The 25,624-nt window shown below is 70.0% G+C and carries 25 protein-coding genes and 1 pseudogene; 6 read left to right on the forward strand and 20 right to left on the reverse strand.

The window, feature by feature from the left end:
* Positions 1 to 43 precede the first annotated feature (43 nt).
* The 4 genes from OG978_RS34245 to OG978_RS34260 form a co-directional block, all read right to left on the reverse strand.
* Positions 44 to 697, reverse strand: a complete 654-nt coding sequence (locus tag OG978_RS34245; RefSeq protein ID WP_326768936.1) for a class I SAM-dependent methyltransferase — start codon at positions 695 to 697, stop codon at positions 44 to 46.
* Between the two features lie 91 nt (positions 698 to 788).
* Positions 789 to 1,550 (reverse strand): SIR2 family NAD-dependent protein deacylase, encoded by a 762-nt coding sequence (locus OG978_RS34250; protein ID WP_326768937.1) that lies wholly within the window; start codon positions 1,548 to 1,550, stop codon positions 789 to 791.
* A 132-nt stretch (positions 1,551 to 1,682) separates the two neighbouring features.
* Positions 1,683 to 2,891: a hypothetical protein gene (locus OG978_RS34255; protein ID WP_326768938.1), complete on the reverse strand. Its 1,209-nt coding sequence runs from the start codon at positions 2,889 to 2,891 to the stop codon at positions 1,683 to 1,685.
* Between the two features lie 193 nt (positions 2,892 to 3,084).
* Positions 3,085 to 3,579, reverse strand: coding sequence for an NUDIX hydrolase (locus OG978_RS34260; RefSeq protein ID WP_326768939.1), 495 nt, complete (start codon positions 3,577 to 3,579; stop codon positions 3,085 to 3,087).
* A gap of 136 nt (positions 3,580 to 3,715) precedes the next feature.
* On the opposite strand from OG978_RS34260, the gene OG978_RS34265 reads away from it, so the two are divergent.
* On the forward strand, positions 3,716 to 4,831 hold the full coding sequence (locus OG978_RS34265; protein WP_326768940.1) for a glycerate kinase: 1,116 nt from the start codon (positions 3,716 to 3,718) through the stop codon (positions 4,829 to 4,831).
* A 128-nt stretch (positions 4,832 to 4,959) separates the two neighbouring features.
* Here the strand turns inward: OG978_RS34265 and OG978_RS34270 are convergent, their stop codons facing one another.
* The 3 genes from OG978_RS34270 to OG978_RS34280 all read right to left on the reverse strand — a co-directional run bounded on the left by OG978_RS34270 (position 4,960) and on the right by OG978_RS34280 (position 7,492).
* Positions 4,960 to 5,460, reverse strand: a complete 501-nt coding sequence (locus OG978_RS34270; RefSeq protein ID WP_326768941.1) for an SRPBCC family protein — start codon at positions 5,458 to 5,460, stop codon at positions 4,960 to 4,962.
* A gap of 128 nt (positions 5,461 to 5,588) precedes the next feature.
* The gene (locus tag OG978_RS34275) at positions 5,589 to 6,527 is read right to left on the reverse strand and encodes an MASE1 domain-containing protein (RefSeq protein WP_442817786.1); all 939 of its coding nucleotides are present in this window, start codon (positions 6,525 to 6,527) and stop codon (positions 5,589 to 5,591) included.
* 122 nt (positions 6,528 to 6,649) lie between these two features.
* Positions 6,650 to 7,492, reverse strand: a complete 843-nt coding sequence (locus OG978_RS34280; RefSeq protein WP_326768942.1) for a PP2C family protein-serine/threonine phosphatase — start codon at positions 7,490 to 7,492, stop codon at positions 6,650 to 6,652.
* 179 nt (positions 7,493 to 7,671) lie between these two features.
* Between OG978_RS34280 and OG978_RS34285 the strand changes: the two genes are divergently transcribed.
* Positions 7,672 to 8,151 (forward strand): MarR family winged helix-turn-helix transcriptional regulator, encoded by a 480-nt coding sequence (locus OG978_RS34285; protein ID WP_326768943.1) that lies wholly within the window; start codon positions 7,672 to 7,674, stop codon positions 8,149 to 8,151.
* A gap of 3 nt (positions 8,152 to 8,154) precedes the next feature.
* Positions 8,155 to 9,306, forward strand: a pseudogene (locus tag OG978_RS34290) (MFS transporter); the annotation flags it as partial.
* A gap of 80 nt (positions 9,307 to 9,386) precedes the next feature.
* Here the strand turns inward: OG978_RS34290 and OG978_RS34295 are convergent.
* The gene (locus tag OG978_RS34295; RefSeq protein WP_326768944.1) at positions 9,387 to 9,785 is read right to left on the reverse strand and encodes a DUF6221 family protein; all 399 of its coding nucleotides are present in this window, start codon (positions 9,783 to 9,785) and stop codon (positions 9,387 to 9,389) included.
* A gap of 218 nt (positions 9,786 to 10,003) precedes the next feature.
* Here OG978_RS34295 and OG978_RS34300 point away from each other — a divergent pair, with 218 nt between their 5' ends.
* Positions 10,004 to 10,189 (forward strand): hypothetical protein, encoded by a 186-nt coding sequence (locus OG978_RS34300; RefSeq protein WP_326768945.1) that lies wholly within the window; start codon positions 10,004 to 10,006, stop codon positions 10,187 to 10,189.
* Positions 10,155 to 10,550: a hypothetical protein gene (locus OG978_RS34305; RefSeq protein WP_326768946.1), complete on the forward strand. Its 396-nt coding sequence runs from the start codon at positions 10,155 to 10,157 to the stop codon at positions 10,548 to 10,550. Before OG978_RS34300 ends, OG978_RS34305 begins: the two co-directional genes overlap by 35 nt.
* 119 nt (positions 10,551 to 10,669) lie before the next feature.
* Here the strand turns inward: OG978_RS34305 and pssA are convergent, their stop codons facing one another.
* The 10 genes from pssA to OG978_RS34355 all read right to left on the reverse strand — a co-directional run bounded on the left by pssA (position 10,670) and on the right by OG978_RS34355 (position 22,347).
* Positions 10,670 to 11,491, reverse strand: coding sequence for a CDP-diacylglycerol--serine O-phosphatidyltransferase (gene pssA, locus OG978_RS34310; RefSeq protein WP_371094961.1), 822 nt, complete (start codon positions 11,489 to 11,491; stop codon positions 10,670 to 10,672).
* Positions 11,492 to 11,513: 22 nt separating this feature from the next.
* A complete protein-coding gene (locus OG978_RS34315; protein WP_326768947.1) occupies positions 11,514 to 12,161 on the reverse strand; it encodes a phosphatidylserine decarboxylase in 648 nt (215 codons plus the stop codon).
* Between the two features lie 181 nt (positions 12,162 to 12,342).
* Complete coding sequence (locus OG978_RS34320) at positions 12,343 to 13,548, reverse strand: acyl-CoA dehydrogenase family protein (protein WP_326768948.1); 1,206 nt, start codon at positions 13,546 to 13,548, stop codon at positions 12,343 to 12,345.
* Positions 13,549 to 13,550: 2 nt separating this feature from the next.
* On the reverse strand, positions 13,551 to 14,078 hold the full coding sequence (locus OG978_RS34325; RefSeq protein ID WP_326768949.1) for a MaoC family dehydratase: 528 nt from the start codon (positions 14,076 to 14,078) through the stop codon (positions 13,551 to 13,553).
* A 2-nt stretch (positions 14,079 to 14,080) separates the two neighbouring features.
* A complete protein-coding gene (locus OG978_RS34330) occupies positions 14,081 to 15,043 on the reverse strand; it encodes an HpcH/HpaI aldolase/citrate lyase family protein (RefSeq protein ID WP_266728439.1) in 963 nt (320 codons plus the stop codon).
* Complete coding sequence (locus tag OG978_RS34335; protein ID WP_326768950.1) at positions 15,040 to 17,052, reverse strand: protein meaA; 2,013 nt, start codon at positions 17,050 to 17,052, stop codon at positions 15,040 to 15,042. The genes OG978_RS34330 and OG978_RS34335 overlap by 4 nt, the downstream gene beginning before the upstream one ends.
* A gap of 1 nt (position 17,053) precedes the next feature.
* Entirely contained in the window at positions 17,054 to 18,391 is a 1,338-nt protein-coding gene (gene ccrA, locus OG978_RS34340; protein WP_326768951.1) for a crotonyl-CoA carboxylase/reductase, read from the reverse strand.
* 371 nt (positions 18,392 to 18,762) lie between these two features.
* The gene (locus OG978_RS34345) at positions 18,763 to 19,557 is read right to left on the reverse strand and encodes a GNAT family N-acetyltransferase (protein ID WP_326768952.1); all 795 of its coding nucleotides are present in this window, start codon (positions 19,555 to 19,557) and stop codon (positions 18,763 to 18,765) included.
* A 101-nt stretch (positions 19,558 to 19,658) separates the two neighbouring features.
* Positions 19,659 to 20,474 (reverse strand): TetR family transcriptional regulator, encoded by an 816-nt coding sequence (locus OG978_RS34350; protein WP_326768953.1) that lies wholly within the window; start codon positions 20,472 to 20,474, stop codon positions 19,659 to 19,661.
* 91 nt (positions 20,475 to 20,565) lie between these two features.
* The gene (locus tag OG978_RS34355) at positions 20,566 to 22,347 is read right to left on the reverse strand and encodes a 3-hydroxyacyl-CoA dehydrogenase family protein (protein ID WP_326768954.1); all 1,782 of its coding nucleotides are present in this window, start codon (positions 22,345 to 22,347) and stop codon (positions 20,566 to 20,568) included.
* A 360-nt stretch (positions 22,348 to 22,707) separates the two neighbouring features.
* Between OG978_RS34355 and OG978_RS34360 the strand changes: the two genes are divergently transcribed.
* The gene (locus OG978_RS34360) at positions 22,708 to 23,289 is read left to right on the forward strand and encodes an adenylosuccinate lyase (RefSeq protein WP_326768955.1); all 582 of its coding nucleotides are present in this window, start codon (positions 22,708 to 22,710) and stop codon (positions 23,287 to 23,289) included.
* A 13-nt stretch (positions 23,290 to 23,302) separates the two neighbouring features.
* Here OG978_RS34360 and OG978_RS34365 read toward each other — a convergent pair whose 3' ends face one another.
* Positions 23,303 to 23,872 (reverse strand): GNAT family N-acetyltransferase, encoded by a 570-nt coding sequence (locus tag OG978_RS34365; RefSeq protein ID WP_326768956.1) that lies wholly within the window; start codon positions 23,870 to 23,872, stop codon positions 23,303 to 23,305.
* A gap of 58 nt (positions 23,873 to 23,930) precedes the next feature.
* Entirely contained in the window at positions 23,931 to 25,535 is a 1,605-nt protein-coding gene (locus OG978_RS34370) for an alpha/beta hydrolase (RefSeq protein ID WP_326768957.1), read from the reverse strand.
* Positions 25,536 to 25,624 lie beyond the last annotated feature (89 nt).

Consider the following 25,624-nt stretch of genomic DNA (forward strand, 5'->3'; position numbering starts at 1 on the left):
CTCCGGGCGTACGACGGGACCTTACGGACACGGCCTGGGGCCGCTACGGTGCCGCGGGCTTCACCGTCACGAAGAAGGCCTGCGGGGTCTTCTCCCACGCGTCCGCCTCGCGGACCAGCCGGGTCTGAACCCGGAACCCGGCCTCGGCGAGCATGTCGGCCACGGCGTCGGGCACGAACCGGTGGACGTCGAGCGTCACCGCATGGCCGTACGCCTGCTCCAGGCGGACGCACTCGTCGCCGACCTTGAAGGCCATGAGCAGATGGCCGCCCGGCGCCAGGACGCGATGGAACTCGGCGAAGACGCCGGGCAGTTGCTCCGGCGGGGTGTGGACCAGGGAGTACCAGGCGAGCGCGCCGGCCAGGCTGCCGTCCGCCAGATCCAGCGCGGTCATCGACCCCTCGTCGAAGACGAGGTCCGGGTAGGTCTCGCGGGCCACCGCGATCATGCCGGGGGAGAGGTCGATGCCGAAGGCGGTCAGCCCGAGATCGCGCAGATGAGCCGTCACATGACCGGGACCGCAGCCCAGATCGCCCACTCGGCCGCCGCCGCCCGCCGTCACAATGTCCGCGAAGGCGGCCAGGATGGCGTTGTCGTACGGCTTCATCGGCATCATCCCGGCCAGCAGCACGGCGTAGTCGACGGCGACGGTGTCGTACGAGGCACGGGTGGTGTCGAGGGAGGAGGGTTCTGTCATGTGGGGGACCGTACAGTCCCCCACCGACACTTCCCGGCCGGGTCGGCGCGGGAAGCGGCAGGGCCGAGCGCTTTTCGGCCGTGCCGGTTCCTCAGCCCTCGGAGGCCGTTCCGGAACCCTCACCCGGCCCCGAATCGGCGGCCAGTCGCTCCAGCAGCGCGGGCAGCGCCGTGCCGATGGGCTCACGGATGGTCGCCTCGGCCAGTTCGTCGTACGGCGTCGGCTCCGCGTTCACCACGATGAGCCGCGCCCCGTTGTCCACCGCGATCCCGGCCAGCGAGGCGGCGGGCTGCACCTGGAGCGTCGTACCGACCGCGATGAACACCTCGCAGGCCTTCGCGATCGAAACCGCCTGCCCCAGCACCACCGGATCGAGCCGCTCACCGAACATGATGGTGGCCGATTTCAGGATGCCACCGCAGACCGTGCACGACGGGTCGGCCTCGCCCGCCTCCACCCGGGTCAGCGCCTCGGCCATCGGGGAGCGGGCATGACAGCGGGTGCAGACCACCTCACGTGCGGTCCCGTGCAGTTCCAGGACCTTGCGGGCGGGGAGCCCGGCGAGCTGGTGCAGTCCGTCGACGTTCTGCGTGATCACCCGCACCGGGGCGCCGGACCGCTCCAGATCCGCCACTGCGCGGTGCGCCGCGTTCGGCTCCGCGGCCCAGGTCGCGCTGGTGCGGCGCATCTGCCAGGAGCGGCGGCGGATCTCCGGATCGGCCATGTAGAAGTCGTACGTGACGAGCTTCTCGGCCTCCGGGTCCTTGCGCCAGAGCCCGTTGGGACCACGGTAGTCGGGGATGCCGGAGTCCGTGGAGATGCCGGCGCCGCTGAGGATCGCGACGAGAGTCATGCCGCGAGCGTACGCAGCGCCGGTCGCCGCCCGCGAGGCCATTTCCCCCTCGTGGTGCGCGACTCGTCGCGCGAGGCCACCGCACCGGGGCGCGGATGGCCGCGCGCGACGAGTCGCCGCGCGAGGTGGACGTCAGGCCGTGGGACCGACCGGGCTGAACGGCGACGGGGTCAGGCCCGTCCAGGTGTTCAGCACGGCTCGGGCCGTCTGCTTGGTGACGCCGCCGTCCTGGAGCGTGCCGCTGCGCGCGACGTAGAACCGTCCGTCGTCGAGCGAGACCAGCCCGTACTGCCCGTACTGTCCCGGCGCCGGCCACCCGTACGTACCCGTCGTGGTGTCGTGCGCGCCCTCGCGCAGCAGCGGGAGCAGCAGACCGCGCTCGGGGCTCTGCTGCCCGCGCACGATGCCGCGCACCGGCTTCCGTGCACCGTCCAGCGCGAAGACCGAGTAGTTGGGGAAGCCCGGCTTGGTGCCCTTGTAGGCGGCCATCAGCCAGTTGCCGCTGTGCCCGTCGTACTCCAGGTTCTGCACGCCGTACGTGGTGTTTCCGGTGTACACGAAGAACTTGCCGTCGACATGGGCGGGGCCGCTGGTGTGCGGGGCCGACTCGGTCAGCGGGCGCTCGTACTTCTTCCACCTGGTGACGTCGTACTGGAGCAGCACCTGGTGGTCGTTGTCCGTGCGGCCCGCGTTGGCGTACACGCCGTACGCAACCGTCAGCCTCTTCCCGGCGCGCTCGCCGCGCCGGTCGCCGAAGGCCGGACCGAACGCGACACCGTCGATGCCGCTGCAGCCGTAGCGGTGGTCGGGCGTGTTGCCCGTGTCACCGTCGAAGACCCCGTCGCCGTTCATGTCGGCGGTGAAGTCCTTCACGACCTCCTTGAGGTAGACGGTCGAGACGACACCCGTGGACTGGGCGTCCATGTCCATCCGGGTGATGCGGTCGACGTCGAGGATCGCGATGTAGAAGGACTTCGCCTCCTTGTACTCCAGCGAGCCGTAGACCCGGCCGTCCTTCTCGTTGAAGTCCAGATCGCCGAGGTGGCCGGTGAATCCGGTGACCGAGCCGACCGGGTTGCCCTTCAGGTCGGTCTTGACCAGCAGGTTGGTCATCGAGAAGTACATGAAGCCCTTGCGGCGGTCGATGGCCATGCCCTGGACGTGGCCGGACCGCCAGGCGCCGCCGTCGACCGACAGCGGCAGTTCGCCGTGTGCGGCCGGGGCGGGGGCCGATGCCGGTTCCGCGAGCGCCGTCGATGCCGTGGCGACGACTGCCGTACAGGCGAACGCTGCGACGATCGTGGCCAGCAGTCCGCCGAGGTGTCCCGTGTGCGTACGCATGATCCCTCCGCTGTCGTGGAGTCCGGATGATGCCGGTCGAGCGTGCACTGCGGACCAATGGCACATGAACTCACGAGTCCGGCAGCCGTCGACCGGACTACCAGGTGACGACCAGTCAGCACAACGGGACACAACGGGAATACGGGCTGTATCCGGCGATGGGTGGACGTGGGGCCGGAGCCGGCCCCACGCGTCAGCCGCCCACCGGGTGGCCGTCCTCCAGCTCCGCCGCGCCACCACCGGATTCGAGCACGTCCAGCGCCGCCCTCACGCGCAGCGCGAGAGCGCCGAGCAGATAGCGGTCGATCTCCTCGCGCTCGACCAGCTTCCAGGACAGGAGCTCCTCCTCCTGGAGCCGGATCGCCTTCAACTGCTCCTCGTCCAGCACTCCGCCGTCATACAGATACGCGGCGATCGGCGGCCGTCGCGGGCCGCGTGCCCAGTCGACGGCGAGCAGCCGTCCCGGCCGCAGATCGAGACCGATCTCCTCAGCCGTCTCGCGCCGCGCGGCCTGCCGCGGACTCTCGCCGTCGTCGGACTCGATCGTTCCGCCGGGCAGCGCCCAGCCGTCCCGGTAGTTCGGCTCGACGAGCAGCACCCGCCCCCGGTCGTCCCGGAAAACGGTGGCCGCGGCGGCCAGCACCCGGGGGAGCCCCGCGATGTAGGAGGTGTAGTCAGTGGTGGTCACGCGAGGCAGCGTAATGGCAGGGGCGGAGCCCGGAACGAAGACGGCTCTGGGCAGCGGGTATCCGCTGCGGATAGGGTCGGGGCGGCGCGACTGCCTGTTCGAAAGCAAGGGATGCAAGGTGGCGGACGGAGCAGTGATGGAGACCGCACGCGTGCTCGTCGCGGCGGACAAGTTCAAGGGCTCGCTCACGGCCGTACAGGTCGCGGAGCGGGTGACGGCCGGGCTGCGGCGGGTCGTCCCCGACGTGCGGGTGGAGACCCTGCCCGTGGCGGACGGCGGCGACGGCACGGTGGCGGCCGCGGTGGCCGCCGGATTCGAGCGCCGCGAGGCGCGGGTGACCGGACCGCTCGGCGACCCGGTGACCGCGGCGTACGCGCTGCGCGACACCACGGCGGTGGTGGAGATGGCCGAGGCGTCGGGTCTACAGCACCTGCCCGCAGGGGTGTTCGCCCCGCTCACGGCCACGACGTACGGCTCCGGCGAGCTGCTCGCCGCCGCGCTCGACGCGGGTGCCCGGACGATCGTGTTCGGCGTCGGCGGCAGCGCGACCACGGACGGCGGCGCGGGCATGCTGGCCGCGCTGGGCGCCCGCTTCCTGGACGCGGACGGCAAGCCCGTCGGCCCCGGTGGCGGCGGCCTCGCCGACCTCGCGGAGGCGGACCTGTCCGGACTCGATCCGCGACTGGCCGATGTGGACCTGATCCTCGCCAGCGACGTGGACAACCCGCTGACGGGACCGAAGGGTGCCCCCGAGGTCTACGGCAGGCAGAAGGGCGCGACCGAGCAGGACATCGCGACCCTCGACGCGGCGCTCGCCCACTACGCGTCCGTCCTCGGCCCGGACCACGCCGGGCTGCCCGGAGCGGGAGCCGCCGGCGGCATCGGCTACGGGGCGCTGGTCGCGCTCGGCGCCCGGTTCCGCCCCGGCATCGAGGTCATGCTCGACGTCCTCGGCTTCGCCCCGGCGCTGGCGCGCGCCACCCTGGTGATCACCGGGGAGGGTTCGCTCGACGAGCAGACCCTCCACGGCAAGGCCCCGGCGGGAGTGGCGGCGGCAGCCCGCGCCGCGGGGATCGAGGTCGTGGCGGTCTGCGGCCGCCTGGCCCTGCCGCCGGAGGCCCTGACAGCGGCGGGCATCCGCCGCGCGTACGCCCTCGCGGACCTGGAACCGGACCCCGCGGTCTCCATGGCCCAGGCGGGACCGCTGCTGGAACGGGCGTCCGAGGCGATCGCGCGCGACTTCCTGCTGTAGCCGGACATCCGGAGATCGGAATCGAGCCCGTCCGGCGATGAGGACACGCCGGGGCCCCGGGGTACGCCCCCCGGTTCCGGGAAGGGGGGTGGGGGACGGCCCCGCGCAGCGGAACCCGCCCCATCCGGTCACCCCGGCGACCCCACGGAGGGCGCCGCGTCCTGACCGTCACCCGCGTCACCCGCCCCGTCCCCACCGCTCAGCAGATCGGCGAGGCACCGAAGCTCCAAGGGCAGGTCCCGACGCCAGGCCATTGTTACGAACGGGGCGAGAATGATCATGCCGCCGTCCAGATGGGGCTTGACCGAAACGGTGACCGTCGTGCCCTGTCGGCCGGGGCTCAGCCGGAACTCCAGTTCCGGGGAGTGCCGGCCCAGTGGCGTCCACATGCCCGCACCGCGGAACGCCAGGTACTCGACGGGTGTGCTCGCGGTGCACCGGAGGCGGTGCGCCCGTCGTCTGCCCGGAAACTTGCAGGTGTACTCGTCACCCAGCGCGGTGGCGATCGGGCCCTCGATCACCCGGTCTATGCTCGATGACCACTCGGCCAGGTTCCGCGGATCCCGGAGGAACGAGAAGATCTCGTCGGCGGGGCGGGACACGTGGACATTCGCAGACACATGGGGCATGGCTCCACCTCTTACGGCGCCCGTCCGCCCGAATTTCGGCGTCCGGTTGCCCTCGTCGCGGTGCCGTCGCCCCTCAGCCTGCTGCGGATCGCAGGTCCACGCACCCGTCGCAGGACCGATGGAGTGACTCATGGGTCCTGTCGGGTCACCTTCTCGGAGAGCTGCACACAGAGCCGCTTGATCTCGCGGTAGGTGCTGTTCCGCTCGGTGACGACCGCGGCCAGCAGCAGGGCGGTGAGCGCGGTGGAGCCGTTGAAGCCCTGGAGCGTGATCATGTTGGTGAGCAGGCTGTGGTCGGCGAAGGGACCGGTCATCCGTCCGGCGGCGAGGATCGCGAGAGTGGACACGCCCAGTGCGCAGCACGCGGCGCCGGCGCGCTCGAAGCGGAAGGCGGCCCAGATCAGGAACGGGGACACGAGGAAGAGCAGCGAAGTACCGACCTCGGTCGCCAGCAGGGTGACGGACAGGGTGCACACCCCCAGCGCGGCGCCCTCCGCCCATCTGGCCGCGCCGATGCCGTACGGCAGGTGGGCCCTGCGGAGAACGAGCAGGAACGGTGTCACGACCATGACGCCCATGGCGTCGCCCGTCCACCAGACCGACCAGGTCGGCCAGAAGTCGGCGGCCGGGAGCCCGCCCGAAAGGACCAGGGAGCCGGTGCCCGCGGTGGCACTGATGAGCATGCCTGCCAGCGCGCCCAGGAAGACCAGCGCCAGCGCGTCCCGCAGCCGGTCGAGTTCGTTGCGGAACTCCGCACGCCGCAGCAGCAGGTAGGAGCAGATCGGGGCGACCGTGTTTCCGGCGGCGATGACCAGCACGGGCACAACGGAGGGCCCGATGGTGATGTTGACGGCGAGGGCGCCGAGAGCGATTCCGGGCCAGATCCGCAGTCCGAATACCAGCAGCGCGGCGACCGCGATCCCGGTCGGCGGCCACAGCGGGGTGACCTGGCCGCCCACCAGTTGCTGGAGCAGCCCCAGACGGGCCGTCGCGTAGTAGCAGGCAGCCATCGCGAGGACCGTCAGGACCTTGACCGTCTGTTGCCGGAACCGTGCGCTGTCCACCACAGCAGCATCAGACACCACACCGCTGCGTGCCGCCGGGGCGGGCGCGCCGACATCGCACCGATGAAGGCGGCGAACGGGGTACGTCCCGCCGCCCGCGCCGCCGACGCGGCCGGCGAAACGCGTTACGCCCCGTCCCCGCAGGCCGCTCCCGGCGCACCGTCGTAGCGGACGACGAGCACGGCCGCGTCGTCCTCGTGACCGGTCAGGTCCGCCACCTCGATCACCCGCGCGGCCAGCTCGCCGGGATCGGCGCCGTCCGCCGCGCCGACCAGTTCCGACACTGCGGCGAGCCCCTCGTCGATCGGATACGACGGCCCTTCCACGACCCCGTCGGTCAGCAGGACCAGATACCCGGGTTGCGTCAGCCGCCGACATGTCACGGGGTACTGCTGGCCGCGCAGGATGCCCAGGGGCACCCCGCCCGCGTCGAGGGAGATGCCGGACTCGCCGTCGTCGGTGCCCCATACGATCGGTACGTGTCCGGCCCGTGCCACGGACAGTTCGCCGCGCTCCGGGACGACGCTCAGCAGACAGCACGTCGTGAACAGGTCGCCGCCCAGCGAGATCAGTAGATCGTTGGCGCAGGCCAGTACCTTGCCGGGGTCGACCGTGACGCTGGCGAGCGCCCTGAGGCTGGCGCGGGCCTCACCCATGAAGGCGGCGGCCTCCACCCCGTGCCCCTGCACATCGCCGATGGCGATCCCCGCCACCCCGTCCCGCATCGCGAACGCGTCGTAGAAGTCACCGCCGACGGCCAGGCCGTCCTGCGAGGGCGAGTACCGGGCCTCGATCCGGAGGCCGGGAAAGTCGGGCAGCTCGGCGGGGAGCATGTGCCGCTGCAGGGCCAGACCCAGCTCGGCCCGGGCGCGCTGGGTCCTGATGTTCTCCAGGGCCTGATCGACGAGGCGCCCGAGGTTGAGGAGGAGCTCCTGGGCGTTGTCCGATTCCCTGTGGTGTCGGTGCATGGCGTCTCTGGGCGGTCCGATGCGTCCTTTCTGAAACCTTAGCCCCTGCCGTCCTTCGCGGGAGGGCCCGTGGCCGGGACACGGAGGGCCGCGGCTCACGGTCGGCCGCCGACACTTGCCATCCCCGTCCCGCCGGAGCATCTTTTGACATACCTATGGCTACATATCTATTGTCGGGCATGCCCGCTCCCCGCGCGTCCGCCCAGGATCTCGACCGTGTGGCCGCCGCGCTCGCGGAGTGCCTGCCCGCGCTGAACCGGGCTCTCGACCGCAGGATCGCCCAGGACTTCGGGCGTCCCAAGCCGCCCGAGGGACAGCTCGCACTGCTGCGCTTCGTCGCGCAGCAGGAGGGTGTCACCGTCCGCGAGGCCGCCCATGCTCTGCTGATGCGGCCGAACAACGTCAGCGCCCTGGTCTCCCAGCTCACCGAGCAGGGACTGCTGGAGCGCCGTCAGGACACCGGCGACAAGCGGATCGCCCACCTGCACCTGACCTCCAGGTCCCGGCGTGAGCTCGCCGAGGTGCAGCGTCTGGAGGGCGCGCACATCGCCCATGCCCTCCAGGCCCTCACCGAGGGCGAGCAGGGCGCGCTCGGTTCGGCCGTCGGTGCGCTGACGTCGCTCACGCGCCACCTGCGCCCCGCACCCGCCGCCGAGTAGACCTTTCCGCCGCGCAGGTTCGGCATGGCGGTGGGGATCTGGGCCATGGTCTCGGCCGTCTCCACGGCTCTCGGCCCCATCGTCGGCGGGCTCCTGGTCGAGCACGTCAACTGGGAGTCGGTCTTCTACATCAACGCCCCGATCGGCGTGATCGCACTCCTGGTCAGCACCGCCGTCCTGCCGCAGAGCAGGAACTCGACCGGCCGCCACCGCTTCGACGTGCCCGGCGTCGTACTGCTCGCACTCGGTCTGCTGTGCCTGGTCTTCGGCGTCGTCAAGGGCGAGACCTGGGGCTGGACCTCGGCCGGCACCCTGGGCGCCATCGCCGCCGGTGTGCTCGTCCTGGTGGTCTTCGGCTGGTACGAGAACCGGATCGAGCACCCCCTCCTGCCGATGCGACTGTTCCGCATCCGGGCGCTGACCGTCGGCACCGTCATCACCGCGCTCAACTTCTTCGTGATGCTCGGCGTGATCTTCTTCGTGATGCTCTACCTCCAGAACGTGCGCGGCTTCACGCCCGTGGAAGCCGGTGTGCGCACCCTGCCGCTCAGCCTCGCCTCGCTGATGGCCTCCCCGCTCGGAGCGGCGCTGACCGGCCGCTTCGGGCCCCGGCTCACGATGCCACTGGGCATGCTGCTCCAGGCCGCCGCGACCTTCGGCATGCTCAGCTGGGACACCGAGTCGTCCTACGCCACGATGTGGCCGCCGTTCATCGCGCTCGGCCTGGGCGTCGGCATGGTGCTCGCGGCCTCCTCCGACGCCATCGTCGGCCAGGCACCCGTCCGGGACGGCGGTGTGGCGGGCGGCCTCCAGGCCACCGCCCTCCAGATCGGCGGCGCGCTCGGCACCACGGTGCTGGTCTCGCTGATCAGCAGCCGGGTCGGCGCCACGCTGACCGGAGAGCTGACCGGGGCGGGCGTCCCCGCGGGTGTCGCGGCCGGGCTGGAGAAGGCCGGGGACGCGGTGGCCATGGGTATCGCCCCCGTCTCACCCGACATGCCCGCCCGGCTCCGGGCGGCGGTCGTGGAGGGCAGCGGCCAGGCATTCATGAACGGCGTGCACACCGCCGTGCTCGTCACCGGCGTCCTCTGCCTGCTGGGAGCCGCCCTCGCGGCGTTCGGCCTGCGGGGCACCTCCCGGGGCGCACAGCACTGAGTGATGCGGTCGGTGCCCGCTCGGGGCGGGCACCGACCACGTAACGGAAGCCCCTGGCGCGGTCCGATCACGCAGGGCCGCTACTGGATGAACCGGGGGAGCCACCTGGCCCGGTACCCGGGGTGGCCGGCGTGTTCCGCGGCCAGTTGCCGTACGGCGAATCCCAGCCCCACGGCCCGGCCGGACCGGAAGTCGTGTTCGGGCCGGTCGGTGTCCAGGTCGGCGACCTCCGCGTACTCGTTGAGAAGCACCCGGCTCGTCTCGATGCGGCGCATCGTACGCGCGGGGTCCTGCAGGGCGATGTGCTGGTCGAAACCGAGATTCCGCACGCTGAACGCGATGGCCCCGGACCGGTCGTGGACCTCACCGGGCACATCGGCCGGACACCGCCAGCCGTCGCCGCCCGCCGCCTGCGCGATGCGTTCCTCCTCGGCGAGGCGTTCCCGAACGAAGTCGATCATGTCCGAGTTGTCTGTCATCGGGGTTCCGAGTCCTTCTTCGTCTTGGTCTCCGCCCGTCCAAAGCCGGTACGCGGTCGGCGAGTTGGTTACGGGCGGTGGACCCTGGTCCGGTGCGGCAGTCTGTGAAACGATCCCTCCTCGAAAAGGGATCGGCGCATGGTCGGTCGGTCCGCAGCCGCCGACCGGGAGCCGGCCGCGGACGCGATCCCAGTCACGTCTGCAGACAGCGCTGTCTCATGGACCGGGCTGAGGAGCACCTAGTGTCGTGGACCGTGCCGGAGCAGATCAAGCTCACGATGCTGCATCAGATGGAGATCAGGCAGGAACCCGGCCTCACGCGCGGCGACGCGCGGGAGACCATGTGCGTGGTGCGGCGCCCCGACCACGGTGAGCTGCGGGCCGTCCTGGAGTGCGGGCGGTGACGGCCGGGAGGGCGTCTTCGTCATCCAGGATCTGGAGACGACCAAGCGCCTCCGGCGTGGCCCGGTGGCACGTTCCCTGGTCGCGGCCGCCGTCCTGCTGGGCGTGGTCGCGACCCTGTGGATCATCGGCTTCTCCGACGGCAACATCCTCTTCCAGGTCCTGGCGATACCCGCCTCCCTGCTGTTCCTGCCGATAGGGCTCTATCTGGCGTTCAGCCCCAGCGCGAACATCGGCGTCCGGCCGCCCGAGTCGGTCCACTTCGGAACGGACACCGTGCGGGAGGGGTTCAGCTACGTCACGCGGAACACCCGCCGGGGCGAGGGGCTCGCCTGCAGCGGGTACGCCAAGCCCGTCAAGTGAGGCAGCGCGCTGTGTGAACGGGGCCTCGCAGGGCGGCTGCCCGCGCTCTCCCGCCTCATGCAGAAGGACCCGGGTGCTGGGGGAGCACCCGGGTCCTTCTGCATGAGGCTTGCGAGCCGCTACGGCAGCTGCGCCGTCCGTGCCTCGCGCCGGTTGTCGCGGAAGGTGTTCACCCGCCGCGCCGTCGCGAAGAGCGGGATGACCGCCCCCAGGACCACCTGCAGCGCACAGCCGGTCTGGAGGAGCAGCTGGCCGCCGGGGGCGTCGAACGCCCACGCGGCGAGGAGCCCCATCGCGGCCACGATCCAGCTGAGCATCGCCACCGCGAGGACGCCCCGCGGCTTCGGGTACTCGACCCGGCTGACCATCAGCCACGCCACGCCGACGATCGCGAGCAGCGTCGGCACGAAGGGCAGCTCCAGGAGCACGATCGAGACGACCGTGAGCGCTCCGAAGGGGCTCGGCATGCCCTGGAACATGCCGTCCTTCATGGTCACGCAGGAGAATCTGGCAAGTCTGAGCACCACCGCCAGCAGCACCACGATCGCCGCCAGAGCCGACACCCGCTGGTGTGCGTCGTCCGCGACCATGCCGTACACGAGGACGAAGTACGCCGGGGCGAGCCCGAAGCTGATCAGGTCCGAGAGGTTGTCCAGCTCGGCACCCATCGGCGAGGAGCGCAGCTTGCGTGCCACGAGCCCGTCGAAGAGGTCGAAGACCGCCGCCAGGAGCATGAGGATCACGGCGGTGGCCGCGGAGTGCCGGGCCATGCCGCTCTCGTCGCTGCCCGTGAGGTGCGGGATCAGGATTCCGGTGGTGGTGAAGTACACCGCCATGAAACCGCACGTGGCGTTACCCAGAGTGAGGGTGTCCGCTATCGACAGCCGCAGAGAGAGCGGCATGTCCTCGCCGGCGTCCTCCTCGGACTCCGCCTCGGGCACCCAGCCCGCCTGTGTATCGGGATCAATCACGGTCAATTCGAGTCACCCCCGCGGTGGTGGCCTGGCCGACCTCGACCGCGACATCGATACCTTCCGGAAGGTAGATGTCGACCCGCGAGCCGAAGCGGATCAGACCGATGCGCTCGCCCTGCTCCACCTTCGTGCCCTGCGGGATGTACGGGACGATGCGCCTGGCGACCGCACCCGCGATCTGCACCATCTCGATGTCGCCGAGCTCGGTGTCGAAGTGCCAGACAACGCGCTCGTTGTTCTCGCTCTCCTTGTTGAACGCCGGAACGAACCCGCCGGGGACGTGCTCGACCGAGGTCACCGTGCCGGCCAGGGGCGCACGGTTGACGTGGACATTCAGCGGGCTCATGAAGATCGCGACGCGGGTGCGTCCGTCCTTCCACGGCATGATGCTCTGCACCACGCCGTCGGCCGGCGAAATGACCCGGCCCTGGGCGATCTCGCGCTCGGGGTCGCGGAAGAACCACAGCATGCCCGCCGCGAGCGCGGTGGTGGGCACGGCGACCGCAGCCCAGCGTCCGGACTTGCGGGCCCGGGCGAGGCTGAGTGCCGCGGTGGCGACGGTCGGGAGGAGCCACGGCGAAGCTCCGCGCGCAAGGCGGACCCCGCCGCGTGGTGCAGAGGTTTGGCTGTCGGGCATGGATGACCTTCGTAGCGGATGATGCCGCGCTGGCAACGGGGGACGGCGGCTTTTCCGGCGATGTTATCGGTTGCGAGCAACAACTGGGCAAGCCAGCAGCCGAGTCGGACGGTTGGAAGGCACCGGCCGAGGGTGACAGGGTGTGATTTTCTTCGCGGCTAAATCGCCTCGAAAGGGACAATCACCCCTGGAACCGGTACTCCTCGAGGAGTCGGCGCCCGATGATCATTTTCTGGATCTCGGCGGTACCTTCACCGATAAGCAGCATCGGGGCCTCCCGGTAGAGGCGCTCGATCTCGTACTCCTTGGAGAAGCCGTAACCGCCGTGGATACGGAAGGCGTCCTCGACGACTTCCTTGCAGTACTCGGAGGCGAGGTACTTCGCCATCCCTGCCTCCAGGTCGTTTCGTTCCCCGGAGTCCTTTTTGCGGGCCGCATTTACCATCATCGCATGGGCGGCCTCGACCTTGGTGGCCATTTCGGCCAGCTTGAACTGGATCGCCTGGTGCTGGGCGATCGGCTTTCCGAAGGTCTGACGCTGCTGGGCGTAGGAAACACCCAACTCGAATGCACGCTGTGCGACGCCACAGCCACGTGCCGCCACATTCACCCGGCCGACCTCGACTCCGTCCATCATTTGGTAAAACCCTCGGCCGGTGGTGCCGCCCAGTACCCGATTGGCCGGAATTCGTAGCCCGTCCATGATGAGTTCGGTCGTGTCGACGCCCTTGTAACCCATTTTGTCGATTTTGCCGGGGATGGTGAGTCCGGGCCGGACCTCGCCGAAGCCGGGCTCCTTCTCCACCAGGAATGTGGTCATCGACTTGTGTGGGGCGGTCCCCTCGGGGTGGCCTTCGTCACTCCGGCACAGGACGGCGACGAGCGAGGACGTGCCACCGTTCGTCAGCCACATCTTCTGGCCGTTCAGGACGTACTCCTCGCCGTCCCTGATGCCCTTGGAGGTGATCGCCGAGACGTCCGAGCCCAGCGCCGGCTCGGACATCGAGAACGCGCCCCGGACCTCGCCCAGCGCCATGCGCGGCAGGAACGTGTCCCTCTGCTCCTGGGTGCCGTGCTGCTTGAGCATGTACGCCACGATGAAGTGCGTGTTGATGATTCCCGACACGCTCATCCAGCCGCGGGCGATTTCCTCCACGCACAGCGCGTATGTGAGAAGCGACTCACCCAGCCCCCCGTACTCCTCGGGGATCATCAGCCCGAACAGGCCGAGTTCCTTGAGCCCCTCCACGATCTCGGTGGGGTACTCGTCACGGTGTTCCAGCTGGGTCGCGACCGGAATGATCTCCTTGTCGACGAAATCCCGGACCGTGGAGAGGATTTCCTGCTGGACGTCATTGAGACCGGCGGTCTGGGCGAGTCGCGTCATGGCTACTTCTCCACGTTCTTCTGCGAAGGCTGGTTCAGCTCGGGGCGGCCGGGCTGCTCGCCGCCGCGCTCCTTGATGTAGGTCTCGGTGGGGACCATCACCTTGCGACGGAACACGCAGACCAGCGTGCCGTCCTGCTTGTACCCCTTGGTCTCCACGTGAACGATTCCGCGGTCGCTCTTGGACCTTGACGGAGTCTTGTCGAGAACGGTCGTCTCGCCGTAGATCGTGTCGCCGTGGAAGGTCGGTGCGACATGCTTCAGCGACTCGACCTCCAGATTGGCGATCGCCTTTCCGGAGACGTCCGGAACGGACATGCCGAGCAGTAGCGAGTAGATGTAGTTGCCGACGACAACGTTCTTTCCGAAATCGGTGGTCCGCTCCGCGTAGTTGCTGTCCATGTGCAACGGGTGATGATTCATGGTCAGCAGACAGAAGAGGTGGTCGTCGTATTCGGTGACCGTCTTCCCGGGCCAGTGCTTGTAGACGGCACCGACCTCGAACTCCTCGTATGTGCGTCCGAACTGCATGATCAGGCCTCCGGCGCTTCGAACTTGGAGGTGCGCTGCATCCCGGCCGCGCGGCCCTTGCCCGCGATGACGAGGGCCATCTTGCGGCTCGCCTCGTCGATCATCTCGTCGCCGAGCATCGCCGATCCCTTCTTGCCGCCCTCCTCGGAGGTGCACCACTCGTACGCGTCGAGGATCAGCTCGGCGTGGTCGTAGTCCTCCTGCGAGGGCGAGAACACCTCGTTGGCCGCATCGACCTGACCCGGGTGCAGCACCCACTTGCCGTCGAAGCCCAGCGCCGCCGCACGACCCGCGACCTCGCGGTACGCGTCCACGTCACGGATCTGCAGGAAGGGACCATCGATCGCCTGGAGGTCGTGCGTACGGGCCGCCATCAGAATGCGCATCAGGATGTAGTGGTACGCGTCCGCGCCGTACCCGGGCGGCTGCTGACCGACGACCAGGGTCTTCATGTTGATCGACGCCATGAAGTCGGCCGGGCCGAAGATCAGTGTCTCCAGACGAGGCGAGGCGGCGGCGATGTCGTCGATGTTCACCAGGCCCTTGGCGTTCTCGATCTGCGCCTCGATGCCGATCTTCCCGACCTCGAAGCCCATCGTCTTCTCGATCTGGGTCAGCAGCAGGTCGAGGGCGACGACCTGCTGGGCGTCCTGGACCTTGGGCAGCATGATGCAGTCGAGGTTCTGGCCGGCGCCCTCGACGACCGTGATGACGTCACGGTAGGTCCAGTGCGTGGTCCAGTCGTTGACCCGCACGACCCGGGTCTTGCCCGTCCAGTCACCGTTGTTCAGCGCGTCGACGATGGTGTGCCGGGCGCCCTCCTTGGCGAGCGGCGCGCAGGCGTCCTCCAGGTCGAGGAAGACCTGGTCGGCGGGGAGGCCCTGGGCCTTCTCCAGGAACCGGGGGTTCGAGCCGGGCACTGCCAGACACGAACGGCGCGGACGCAGGCGGTTGACGGCAGTCATGCGGGGACCTCCAGAGGGTCGAGCTTGTTCGCTTTCCGGATCTCGTCGACGATACGGCCGATGATCTCCGTGATACCGAAATCCTTCGGGGTGAATACGGCGGCGACACCGGCCCCGATCAGGGCCGACGCGTCGGCGGGCGGAATGATTCCGCCCGCGATGACCGGGATGTCGGCGGCGCCCGCCTCGCGCAGCCGGGTGAGCACGTCCGGTACGAGCTCGGCGTGCGAGCCGGACAGGATCGACAGACCGACGCAGTGCACGTCCTCGGCGAGAGCGGCCGAGACGATCTGCTCGGGGGTCAGCCTGATCCCCTGGTAGACGACCTCGAAACCGGCGTCACGGGCCCGTACGGCGATCTGCTCGGCGCCGTTGGAGTGCCCGTCCAGGCCCGGCTTGCCGACCAGCAGCCGCAGCCGTCCGGCGCCCAGGTCGGCCGCGGTGCGGGCGACCTTCTCGCGGACCAGGGCCAGCGGGGTGCCCGCCTCGGCGGTCACCGCGACCGGCGCGGACGAGACGCCCGTCGGGGCCCGGAACTCGCCGAAGACATCGCGTAGCGCCCAGGACCACTCGCCGGTGGTGACACCCGCGCGGGCGCACTCCACGGTCGCTTCCATCATGTTCTCGGTGCCCGCGGCGGCCTTCTTCAGCGCGGCCAGCGCCTCGGTCGCGCGGGCCTCGTCGCGGTTGTCGCGCCAGTCGTGGAGGGCGGCGACGACCCTGGCCTCATTGGCGGGGTCGACCGTCATGATCGCCCCGTCGAGGTCCGCGGTGAGCGGGTTCGGTTCTGTCGTCTCGTAGATGTTGACGCCGACGATCCGCTCCTCGCCGCCCTCGATCCGGGCCCGGCGGGCGGCGTGCGAGGAGACCAGCTCGGACTTCAGGTAGCCGGATTCGACGGCCGCCATGGCGCCGCCCATCCGCTCGATCCGGTCGATCTCGGCGAGCGACTCGGTGACCAGCTCGTCCACCTTGGCCTCGATCACATGCGACCCGGCGAAGATGTCCTCGTACTCCAGCAGATCGCTCTCGTGCGCGAGCACCTGCTGGATACGGAGCGACCACTGCTGGTCCCAGGGCCGGGGGAGCCCCAGCGCCTCGTTCCAGGCCGGCAGCTGGACGGCGCGGGCGCGGGCGTCCTTGGAGAGCGTGACGGCCAGCATCTCCAGGACGATGCGCTGGACATTGTTCTCCGGCTGCGCCTCGGTCAGGCCGAGCGAGTTGACCTGGACGCCGTAGCGGAAGCGGCGCTGCTTGGCGTCGGTGATGCCGTACCGCTCGCGGGTGACCTGGTCCCAGATCCGGCCGAAGGCGCGCATCTTGCACATCTCCTCGATGAAGCGGACGCCCGCGTTCACGAAGAAGGAGATACGGGCGACGACATCGCCGAATTTCTCCTCGGGCACCTGCCCTGATTCACGGACCGCGTCGAGCACGGCGATCGCCGTCGACATGGCGTACGCGATCTCCTGGACCGGAGTGGCCCCCGCCTCCTGCAGGTGGTAGCTGCAGATGTTGATCGGGTTCCACTTCGGGATGCGGTTGACCGTGTACGTGATCATGTCGGTGGTCAGCCGCAGCGAGGGACCGGGCGGGAAGACGTGCGTCCCGCGCGAGAGGTACTCCTTGACGATGTCGTTCTGCGTGGTGCCCTGGAGCTTGGTGGGATCGGCGCCCTGTTCCTCCGCGACCACCTGGTAGAGCGCCAGCAGCCACATCGCGGTGGCGTTGATCGTCATCGAGGTGTTCATCTGTTCCAGGGGGATGTCCTGGAACAGCCGGCGCATGTCACCGAGGTGCGACACCGGCACGCCGACCCGGCCGACCTCGCCGCGGGCGAGGATGTGGTCGGGGTCGTATCCGGTCTGCGTCGGCAGGTCGAAGGCGACCGACAGGCCGGTCTGGCCCTTGGCGAGGTTGCGCCGGTAGAGCTCGTTGGACGCCTCGGCGGTCGAGTGACCGGCGTACGTCCGCATGAGCCACGGGCGGTCCTTCTGACGGCCACTCATGTCAGATGTTCCTGAAACGGTTGATCGCGTCGATGTGCTGCTCGCGCAGCTCCTCGTTGCGCACGCCCAGCCCCTCGCGCGGCGCCAGCGCCAGCACGCCGACCTTGCCCTGGTGGAGGTTGCGGTGGACGTCGTACGCGGCCTGCCCGGTCTCCTCCAGGGAGTAGACCTTCGACAGCGTGGGGTGGATCTTGCCCTTGGCGACCAGCCGGTTGGCCTCCCACGCCTCGCGGTAGTTGGCGAAGTGCGAGCCCACGATCCTCTTCAGCGACATCCACAGGTAGCGGTTGTCGTACTCGTGGTTGTAGCCGGACGTGGAGGCGCAGGTGACGATCGTGCCGCCCTTGCGGGTCACGTACACCGAGGCGCCGAAGGTCTCGCGGCCCGGGTGCTCGAAGACGATGTCCACGTCCTCGCCGCCGGTGAGTTCACGGATGCGCTTGCCGAACCGCTTCCACTCGCGCGGGTCCTGGTTGTGCTCGTCCTTCCAGAACTTGTAGCCCTCGGCGTTGCGGTCGATGATCGCCTCGGCGCCCATCTTCCGGCAGATGTCCGCCTTCTGCTCGCTGGAGACGACACAGATCGGGTTGGCGCCGCCGGCCAGGGCGAACTGCGTGGCGTACGAGCCCAGTCCGCCGCTGGCGCCCCAGATCAGCACGTTGTCGCCCTGCTTCATGCCCGCGCCGTTGCGCGAGACGAGCTGGCGGTACGCGGTGGAGTTGACCAGGCCCGGAGCCGCGGCCTCCTCCCAGCTGAGGTGCTGCGGCTTCGGCATCAGCTGGTTGGACTTGACGAGTGCGATCTCCGCCAGGCCGCCGAAGTTGGTCTCGAAGCCCCAGATGCGCTGCTCGGGGTCGAGCATCGTGTCGTTGTGGCCGTCCGAGGACTCCAGTTCGACCGAGAGGCAGTGTGCGACGACCTCGTCGCCGGGGTGCCAGGCGTTGACGCCGGGACCGGTGCGCAGGACGACGCCCGCCAGGTCGGAGCCGATGACGTGGTACGGCAGGTCGTGACGCCTGGTGAGCTCGCTGAGCTTTCCGTAGCGCTCGAGGAAGCCAAAGGTGGCCATCGGCTCGAAGATCGAGGTCCAGACCGAGTTGTAGTTCACCGAGCTCGCCATGACGGCGACCAGGGCCTCGCCGGGTCCGAGTTCGGGCACCGGGACCTCGTCGAGATGAAGCGACTTGCGGGGGTCCTTGTCGCGAGTGGCGAGCCCGTGGAACATCTCGGTCTCGTCCTTGTGCACGGTCACCGCGCGGTACGACTCAGGGATGGACAGGGCCGCGAAATCCGCGGCTGTACTGTCCTGCGATTGGATCGCGTCCAGGATTTCCTTCACGGTGTGCCTCCGGCGGATGGGGGCGCTGAGGGAACGCTTGCGAGTCCCTGCGAGCAAGAGGGGGAGCGGTGTGGTGTGGAGGTGCTGCCGTCGGTTCGGCTGTCAAAGCTTCGGCTTGCTCTGTGGAGCAGAAGGGTTTGCCTGTGACGCAGGCGTCCGGGCGCGCAGGCAAATCGCTTGCGGGGACAGCCGGCGTACGCGAGATCTCAGCACGCCGGCCGCCCGGACAACTTCAACGTATGGCACTCCGTGACACCTGGCAAGGCACTCGGTGCCAACATTTTCTCTCAGTTGTCACCCGCCGGGCACGTATGAGCAATGAGAGGGGGGTTTCATGGGGGAATGCCCTGTAAGTGACCGCGAATGATCGATCAGTGCGACCGGTACACATAGGGCGTCGTGGTGCTCAGGGCCAGGAATCCGAGTCGCCGGAGGATCGGGCTGCTCATGTCGGAGGCGTCGACCTGAAGGTAGCCGTAGCCGCGCTCCGCCGCGATCCGGGCGCGGAAGGCCACCAGGGCCCGGTAGATGCCCTTCCCGCGCCACGCCTCGACCGTGCCGCCGCCCCAGAGCCCCGCGAAGCCCGTGCCCGGGTACAGCTCCATCCGGGCCGAGCTCACCGGCTCGTCGCCCACCATGGCGAGGACTCCGACGAAGCCGTCCGGGTCCTCGGACAGCCGGGCCAGCACCTGATGCCGCAGCCGTGACCAGTCGGAGCCGAACGCCCGCTCATGGGCGCGGGCCATCAGCTCCACATCGTCCGCGTCGCTCACGGTGCGCAGCCGCACGCCGTCGGGGAGCTCCACCGCCGTCGAGAGCTCTTCGACCGGGGCGACCAGCAGGGTCTCCGGCTCCTCCGCCTCGAAACCGGCCGCCAGGAGCCTCTGGGCCAGATCGGCCGGCCGGTCGTGGGCGTACAGCTTCCACTCGAACTCGCCGTGCCCGAGCGCCGCGTAGTGCGCCACCTGTGCCGCGATCACCGCGTCCGTCCGCGCGGGATCCAGGTCCGGGGCCGACCAGACGACGCCGTTCCAGTCGTCGGCCGCGCCGACCTGCCGTACGACGTCGCCGGTGCGCTCGACCCGGACGCCGGGGCCGTCGGGGCGGGCGTGCTCGCGCATCTCGCGGTCGAAAAGGGTCAGGAGTGCTTCGTGATCATGATTCATCCGCCCACCACAGCACCGGCGCGCGGGTGCGGCAACCAGGTTTCGGTGCGGGACGGGGACGGAAGCGGGGGCAGGGGCGTGCCGGTGCGGCACGCCCCCGTTCAGCGGTCCTTGAGCGCCTGCTGGATCGTGCGCATCACTTCGTCGAGCGGTGCGTCGGTCCGTGCCACGGCGACCAGCACCTCGCCCTGGGACGTCACCGAGGCGGCCGGCTGCTTCGCGGGCTCGGCGCCGACGGTCCGGCCGGCCCCGATGCCGGTCCCGAAGGTGTCGCGGACGATCGCGAAGGCATGGTCGAGCTGTGCCTCCACATCGCCCTCGCCGCCCGCCCGCAGCCAGCGGCGCAGCACATGGTTGTGCGCGGTGACGACGGCGGACGCCGCGACCTCCGCCAGCAGCGGGTCGTCATTGCCGACATGGTGGTCGCGCTCGTCGAAATGGCCCAGCAGATAGCGGGTGAACAGCCGCTCGTAGCGGGCCACCGAGGCGATCTCCGCCTCACGCAGGGTGGGGACCTCGCGGGTCAGTTTGTAACGGGCCACGGAGACCGCGGGCTTCGCCGCGTACATCTTCATGACTTCCTTGATGCCGCGGCAGACGGTGTCGAGGGGGTGCTCGTGCGCCGGTGCGGCATTGAGGACGGCCTCGGCCCTGACGAGGGTGTCGTCGTGGTCCGGGAAGATCGCCTCTTCCTTGGAGCGGAAGTGCCGGAAGAAGGTCCGCCGGGCGACTCCGGCGGCGCCCGCGATCTCGTCGACCGTCGTCGCCTCGTACCCCTTCGTGGCGAAGAGTTCCATCGCCGCGGCGGCCAGCTCACGGCGCATTTTGAGCCGTTGGGCGGCGGCGCGCGTGCCTGCGGCACTTTCCTGGGTGTCGGGCGCGGCGGAGACACGGGGGGACCTGGCGGGCTGGGACATGGTGTGAACGTACTGCATCAGGTCGGGAGAGTGCGCCCGTGGGGGCGGGCCGCCCGACGGATCGAGCAGCCCTCCCCACCCGGCTCCGATCTCAGCGCCGGGCATGTTCGCGGAAGCCGCGCCCCGTCTTGCGGCCGAGGCAGCCGGCGGCCACCAGATGTTCGAGCAGCGGCGCCGGAGCCAGGCCCGGGTCGCGGAACTCGCTGTGCAGCACCTTCTCGATGGCCAGCGAGACATCGAGACCGACGACGTCGAGCAGTTCGAACGGGCCCATCGGGTAGCCGCCGCCCAGCTTCATCGCGGCGTCGATGTCGTCCAGGGTCGCGTAGTGCTCCTCGACCATCTTGATCGCGTTGTTGAGGTACGGGAACAGCAGCGCGTTCACGATGAAACCGGCCCGGTCCCCGCAGTCCACCGGGTGCTTGCGGACCTTGCCGCACACCTCGCGGACGGTGGCATGGACGTCGTCGGCGGTGAGCACCGTACGGACCACCTCGACCAGCTTCATTGCCGGCGCCGGGTTGAAGAAGTGCATACCGATCACGTCCTGCGGACGCGAGGTGGCCCGCGCGATCGCCACGACCGGCAGCGACGAGGTGGTGGTGGCGAGGACGGCACCCGGCTTGCAGACCTTGTCCATAGTCCCGAACAACTGCTGCTTGACCGCCAGGTCCTCGGCGACGGCCTCCACCGCGAGATCGACATCGGCGAAGGCGTCCAGCGAACCGGCCGCGGTGATCCGGGCCAGGGCCCCGTCCCGCGCCTCGGCCGTCAGCCGCCCCTTGGTGACGGAACGCTCCAGCGACTTGGCGATCCGGCCCTTCGCCGTGTCCGCCTTCTCCTGGCCGCGGGCGGCGAGCACCACGTCGTACCCGGCCTTGGCGAAGACCTCGGCGATCCCCGAGGCCATCGTCCCGGAACCCGCGACGCCCACCGAACGCACCGTGCGCCCGGCCACCGCCGAGCCGTTGTCCCGCGGGGTCAGCGCGTCCGGCACCACGGTCTGGCTGCCGGTCTCCTCGTACGTGTAGAAGCCGCGGCCCGACTTGCGGCCGGTCAGCCCCGCCTCGCTCAGCTGCCTGAGCACCGGCGCCGGGGCGTGCAGCCGGTCGTGCGACTCGGCGTACATCGCCTCCAGGACGGTACGGGCGGTGTCGATCCCGATCAGGTCGAGCAGGGCGAGCGGACCCATCGGCAGACCGCAGCCGAGCTTCATCGCCGCGTCGATGTCCTCCCGGGAGGCGTAGTTGGCCTCGTACATCGCGGCGGCCTGGTTGAGGTAGCCGAACAGCAGCCCGTCGGCGACGAAGCCCGGCCGGTCGCCGACCGCGACCGGTTCCTTCCCCAGGCTGCGGGCGAGCGCGGTGACCGCCTCGACGGCCGGCGGCGCGGTCAGCACCGAGGAGACCACCTCGACCAGCTTCATCGCCGGCGCCGGGTTGAAGAAGTGCAGACCGAGCACGCGCTCGGGGCGCAGCGATTCGGCGGCCAGCCGGGTCACCGACAGGGCGTTGGTGCCGGTCGCCAGGATCGCGGTGGGGGAGACGATCGCGTCGAGCTCCCGGAAGACCTGCTGCTTGATCTCGTACGACTCGGGCACGACCTCGATGACCAGCTCCGCCTCCGCGGCGGCCCGGAGGTCGGCGAAGGTGCGGAAGCGGGCGAGGACGTCGGTCCGCTCCTCCTCGGTGATCCGCTCGCGCCGCACGGCGCGGGCGGTCGAGGTTTCCAGGGCGGCGACGGCCTGACGGGCGGCCGCGTCGCTGATGTCGATGCCGATGACCTCGTGGCCGGCGCGGGCCAGGACCTCGGCGATGCCGGTGCCCATGGTGCCGAGACCGACGACGGCAATGGTGCTGAGCGGGGTGTCCATCACGGGACTCCAGAGAATGAGTGACGACTGTGAGGAGGCACGGCGCGCACTGAGAAGGAGAACCGGCGCGACACGTGCGGGAATTGCGTGTCGTGGTACTCGGGGCCGGGGCGCGATGAGCACGCCCGGACCCGGAAGGGGCGACGGACTCTGTCCCGGAGTCACGTCTCGCAAAGCAGCCGAACCGACAAGCACTCCGGGTGGCTGCGTCACCAGGCCACCGGAGCAAGCGGGGATCGTGTCCCGCTCACATGAGATTAACTGCCGGGTAACGAGCGCGCCAGCCCTGGATCGTTGTGCGCCATGCCACATTTCCCCCGCCCCTCGATACGCAGAGTCCCCGCCGATACGCTGACGGTCATGGACGAGGAGTTCCGGTCGCTGGCGGACCGGCTTGCTGACGAAGCGGACGCGGCGGGGGAGTCGGCGGCGTACCGCGGACTGCTCGCCACCGAGGACGAGGAGGAGCTGGCCCGCGTCCTGGTGGAACGCGAACGCCCGCTCTGGGCCCGCGAGATCGCCGCCTTCCGGCTCGGCTGCGGCGGAGACCGACGGGCCTTCGAGGCGCTGGTCCTGCTGCTCAACCACCGGGACCCGGAGCGCTGCGTCTCCGCCGCCCACGCCCTGGTGCGCCTCGGCGACCCCCGCACGCCCCGGGCCGCCGCGGCCCTGGCGACCAACACCCTGCGCACCGCGTACGCCCTGCACCCGGTGCGGCTGCTCACCGCGCTGCGGGCCCCGGAGTCCGTGCCGGCGCTGATGCGCACCCTGGAACGGCTGCTCGCCCCGGACGATCCGCACTGGCGGGTGGCGCTCGCCTGCGTGGAGGGGCTCGGGCAGCTGGGGGACGAGCAGGCCCGCCCGCTGCTGGAGTCGGCACTGCCGCACCCGAGGCTGGGCGGCGCCGCACGCGACGCGCTCGGCCGCCTGGGCAGGGCCTGAGGAAGCGCCGGGCTCAGGAGGCGGCGGGGCCGCCGAGGGCGCGTACGTACCGCACCTCGGGCACCAGCACACCGTCCGCCTCGAAGGACTCCTCGGCGCCGTCGGGACGGAAGCCCGCGCGCTCGTAGAACCGGCGGGCCGGGGCGTTCTCCTTCAGTACCCACAGCGCAAGGTCCGGGAAGCCGCCGGCCTCGGTGCGGGTGAGTATCTCCGCCATCAGGGCGCGGCCCGCCCCGGTCCCGATCTGCTCGGGCGCCACATAGAGCGCGTACAGCTCGCCCCGCGCGAGCGGCCTGCCCTTCTCGCGGTACGGCCCGTAGCAGGCCCAGCCGATCACTCCTGGGCCCGGCCGCTCGGCCACCAGGTTCACGATCGTGCAGCCCCCGGTGAAGGACGCGCGGCGCCGTTCGGCGTCCTCGGCGACGGAGAGGTCCATGTCGTCCAGGTACGACTGCGGTATCAGTCCCGGGTACGCCGCTTGCCAGCCGCGTACCCGGATCCGCGTGACCGCCTCGCAGTCGTCGACGGTCATGTCCCGCACCCGTACGTCGGACGGCGGGGCGGGCGTGGTCCGTGTCGTCATACGGGCCATCCTGACGCATCCACCAGGACGGCCCGTACGCGATCCGGACCGCGGGCCGTCAGCCGCGGAAGCCGAGCAGCCCGTGCAGGATGCTGCCCCTGCTGCCGGAATCCGTCCGCCGCGCCGACTTCGACGACGCCTCGCCGGTCAGCGGCTGCGGGTCGGGGGACTTGGCGCACACCGCGTCCGCGTCGGCCCGGCTGCCCGCGCCGCGCGGGACGATGCCCTTGGCGAGATAGTCCGCCAGATAGGTGTCCAGACAGTCGTTGCCGCTCAGCGTGATGCCGTGATTGCCGCCGCCCTGCTCGACGACCAGGCTGGAGCCGCGCAGTCTGCGGTGCAGGGTGACCCCGCCCTCGTACGGCGTGGCCGCGTCATCGGTGGCCTGGAAGAGCAGCACCGGCGGGAGGGCGCTGTTGGAGACGCGTACCGGATTCAGCGGCTCCACCGGCCAGTCGGCACACGGGGCGTTGTACCAGTTGTTGTTCCAGGTGAAGAAGGGTGCCTTGACGTGCACCCGCTGGCTGTCGCCGCGCCAGGTGTTCCACTGCCGGGGCCACTGGGCGTCGCGGCACTGCACGGCCGAGTAGACCGAGTACCCGTTGTCGCCCTCGGCGTCGACCGCGCCGAACTTCTTGTACGCCTTCACGAGCGCGTTCTGGTCGCCGTCGTTCGCGTACGCGGCGAACGCCTCGGCCAGGGACGGCCAGTACCCGTTGTAGTAGCCGCCCGGCAGGAAGGTGTCCTCCAGCTCGCTCGGGCCGACCTTGCCGCCCGCGGGGTGTGCCTTGACGGCATCGCGCATCGCGTACCAGGTGCTCTCGACCTTCGCCGGGTCGGTGCCGAGCCGGTACGCGGAGTCGTGCTTCGCCACCCAGGCGGCGAACGCCTTGTGGCGGGCGTCGAAGGCGTAGTCCTGGCTGATGTTGTCGTCGTACCAGACACCGTCCGGGTCGACGTTCGAGTCGAGGACGAAACGTCGCACCCGCTCCGGGAACAGCTTGGCGTACACCGCGCCGAGGTAGGTGCCGTACGAGTACCCGAAGTAGTTGAGCTGCCGGGAGCCGGTGGCCCGCCGGATCACGTCGAGGTCCTTCGCGGCGCTGACCGTGTCCATATGAGGCAGCAGATCCGGGTACTTGCGCCCGCACGCCTCGGCGAACGAACGGGCCCGGTTCCGGTTGGCCTGCTCGACGCCCGGAGAGTCCGGCATCGAGTCGGGGCGCAGCGGATCGAAGTACTTCGGCACGCAGTCCAGCGCCGGCTTGCTCTTGCCGACGCCGCGCGGGTCGAAGCCGATCACGTCGTACTGGGCGGCGACCGCCTTCGGCAGGGAGGACGCCACGAATCCGGCCATCGACAGGCCGCTGCCCCCGGGGCCGCCCGGGTTGACGAGCAGCGGGCCCTGGAAGGTCTTCGCGGTGTGCGGGATGCGGGACAGGGCGAGCGTGATCCGCCGGCCCGACGGATCGTCATGATCGAGTGGTGCACTGACCGATGAGCACTGCAGCCGCGGATACGACTTGGTGCCGCAGTCGGTCCATTCGAGCGGTGCGGCGGCGGGCCGCGCACCGTTGTCGGCGGTCGCCGGGGACGGTGCGGCGGTCACCAGACCGGCGACCGTCGCACCGACGGCGAACAGAATTCCTGAACGTTTCGTCATATGCCCTCCCGTGGTGGGGGAAACACGGCTGCGCGTGGCGCAGCCCCCGCCGCATGCTCCCCGCATTCGCGCCAGGAGGGACCTGTTAC

The organism is Streptomyces sp. NBC_01591 (assembly GCF_035918155.1).
Classification (GTDB): domain Bacteria; phylum Actinomycetota; class Actinomycetes; order Streptomycetales; family Streptomycetaceae; genus Streptomyces.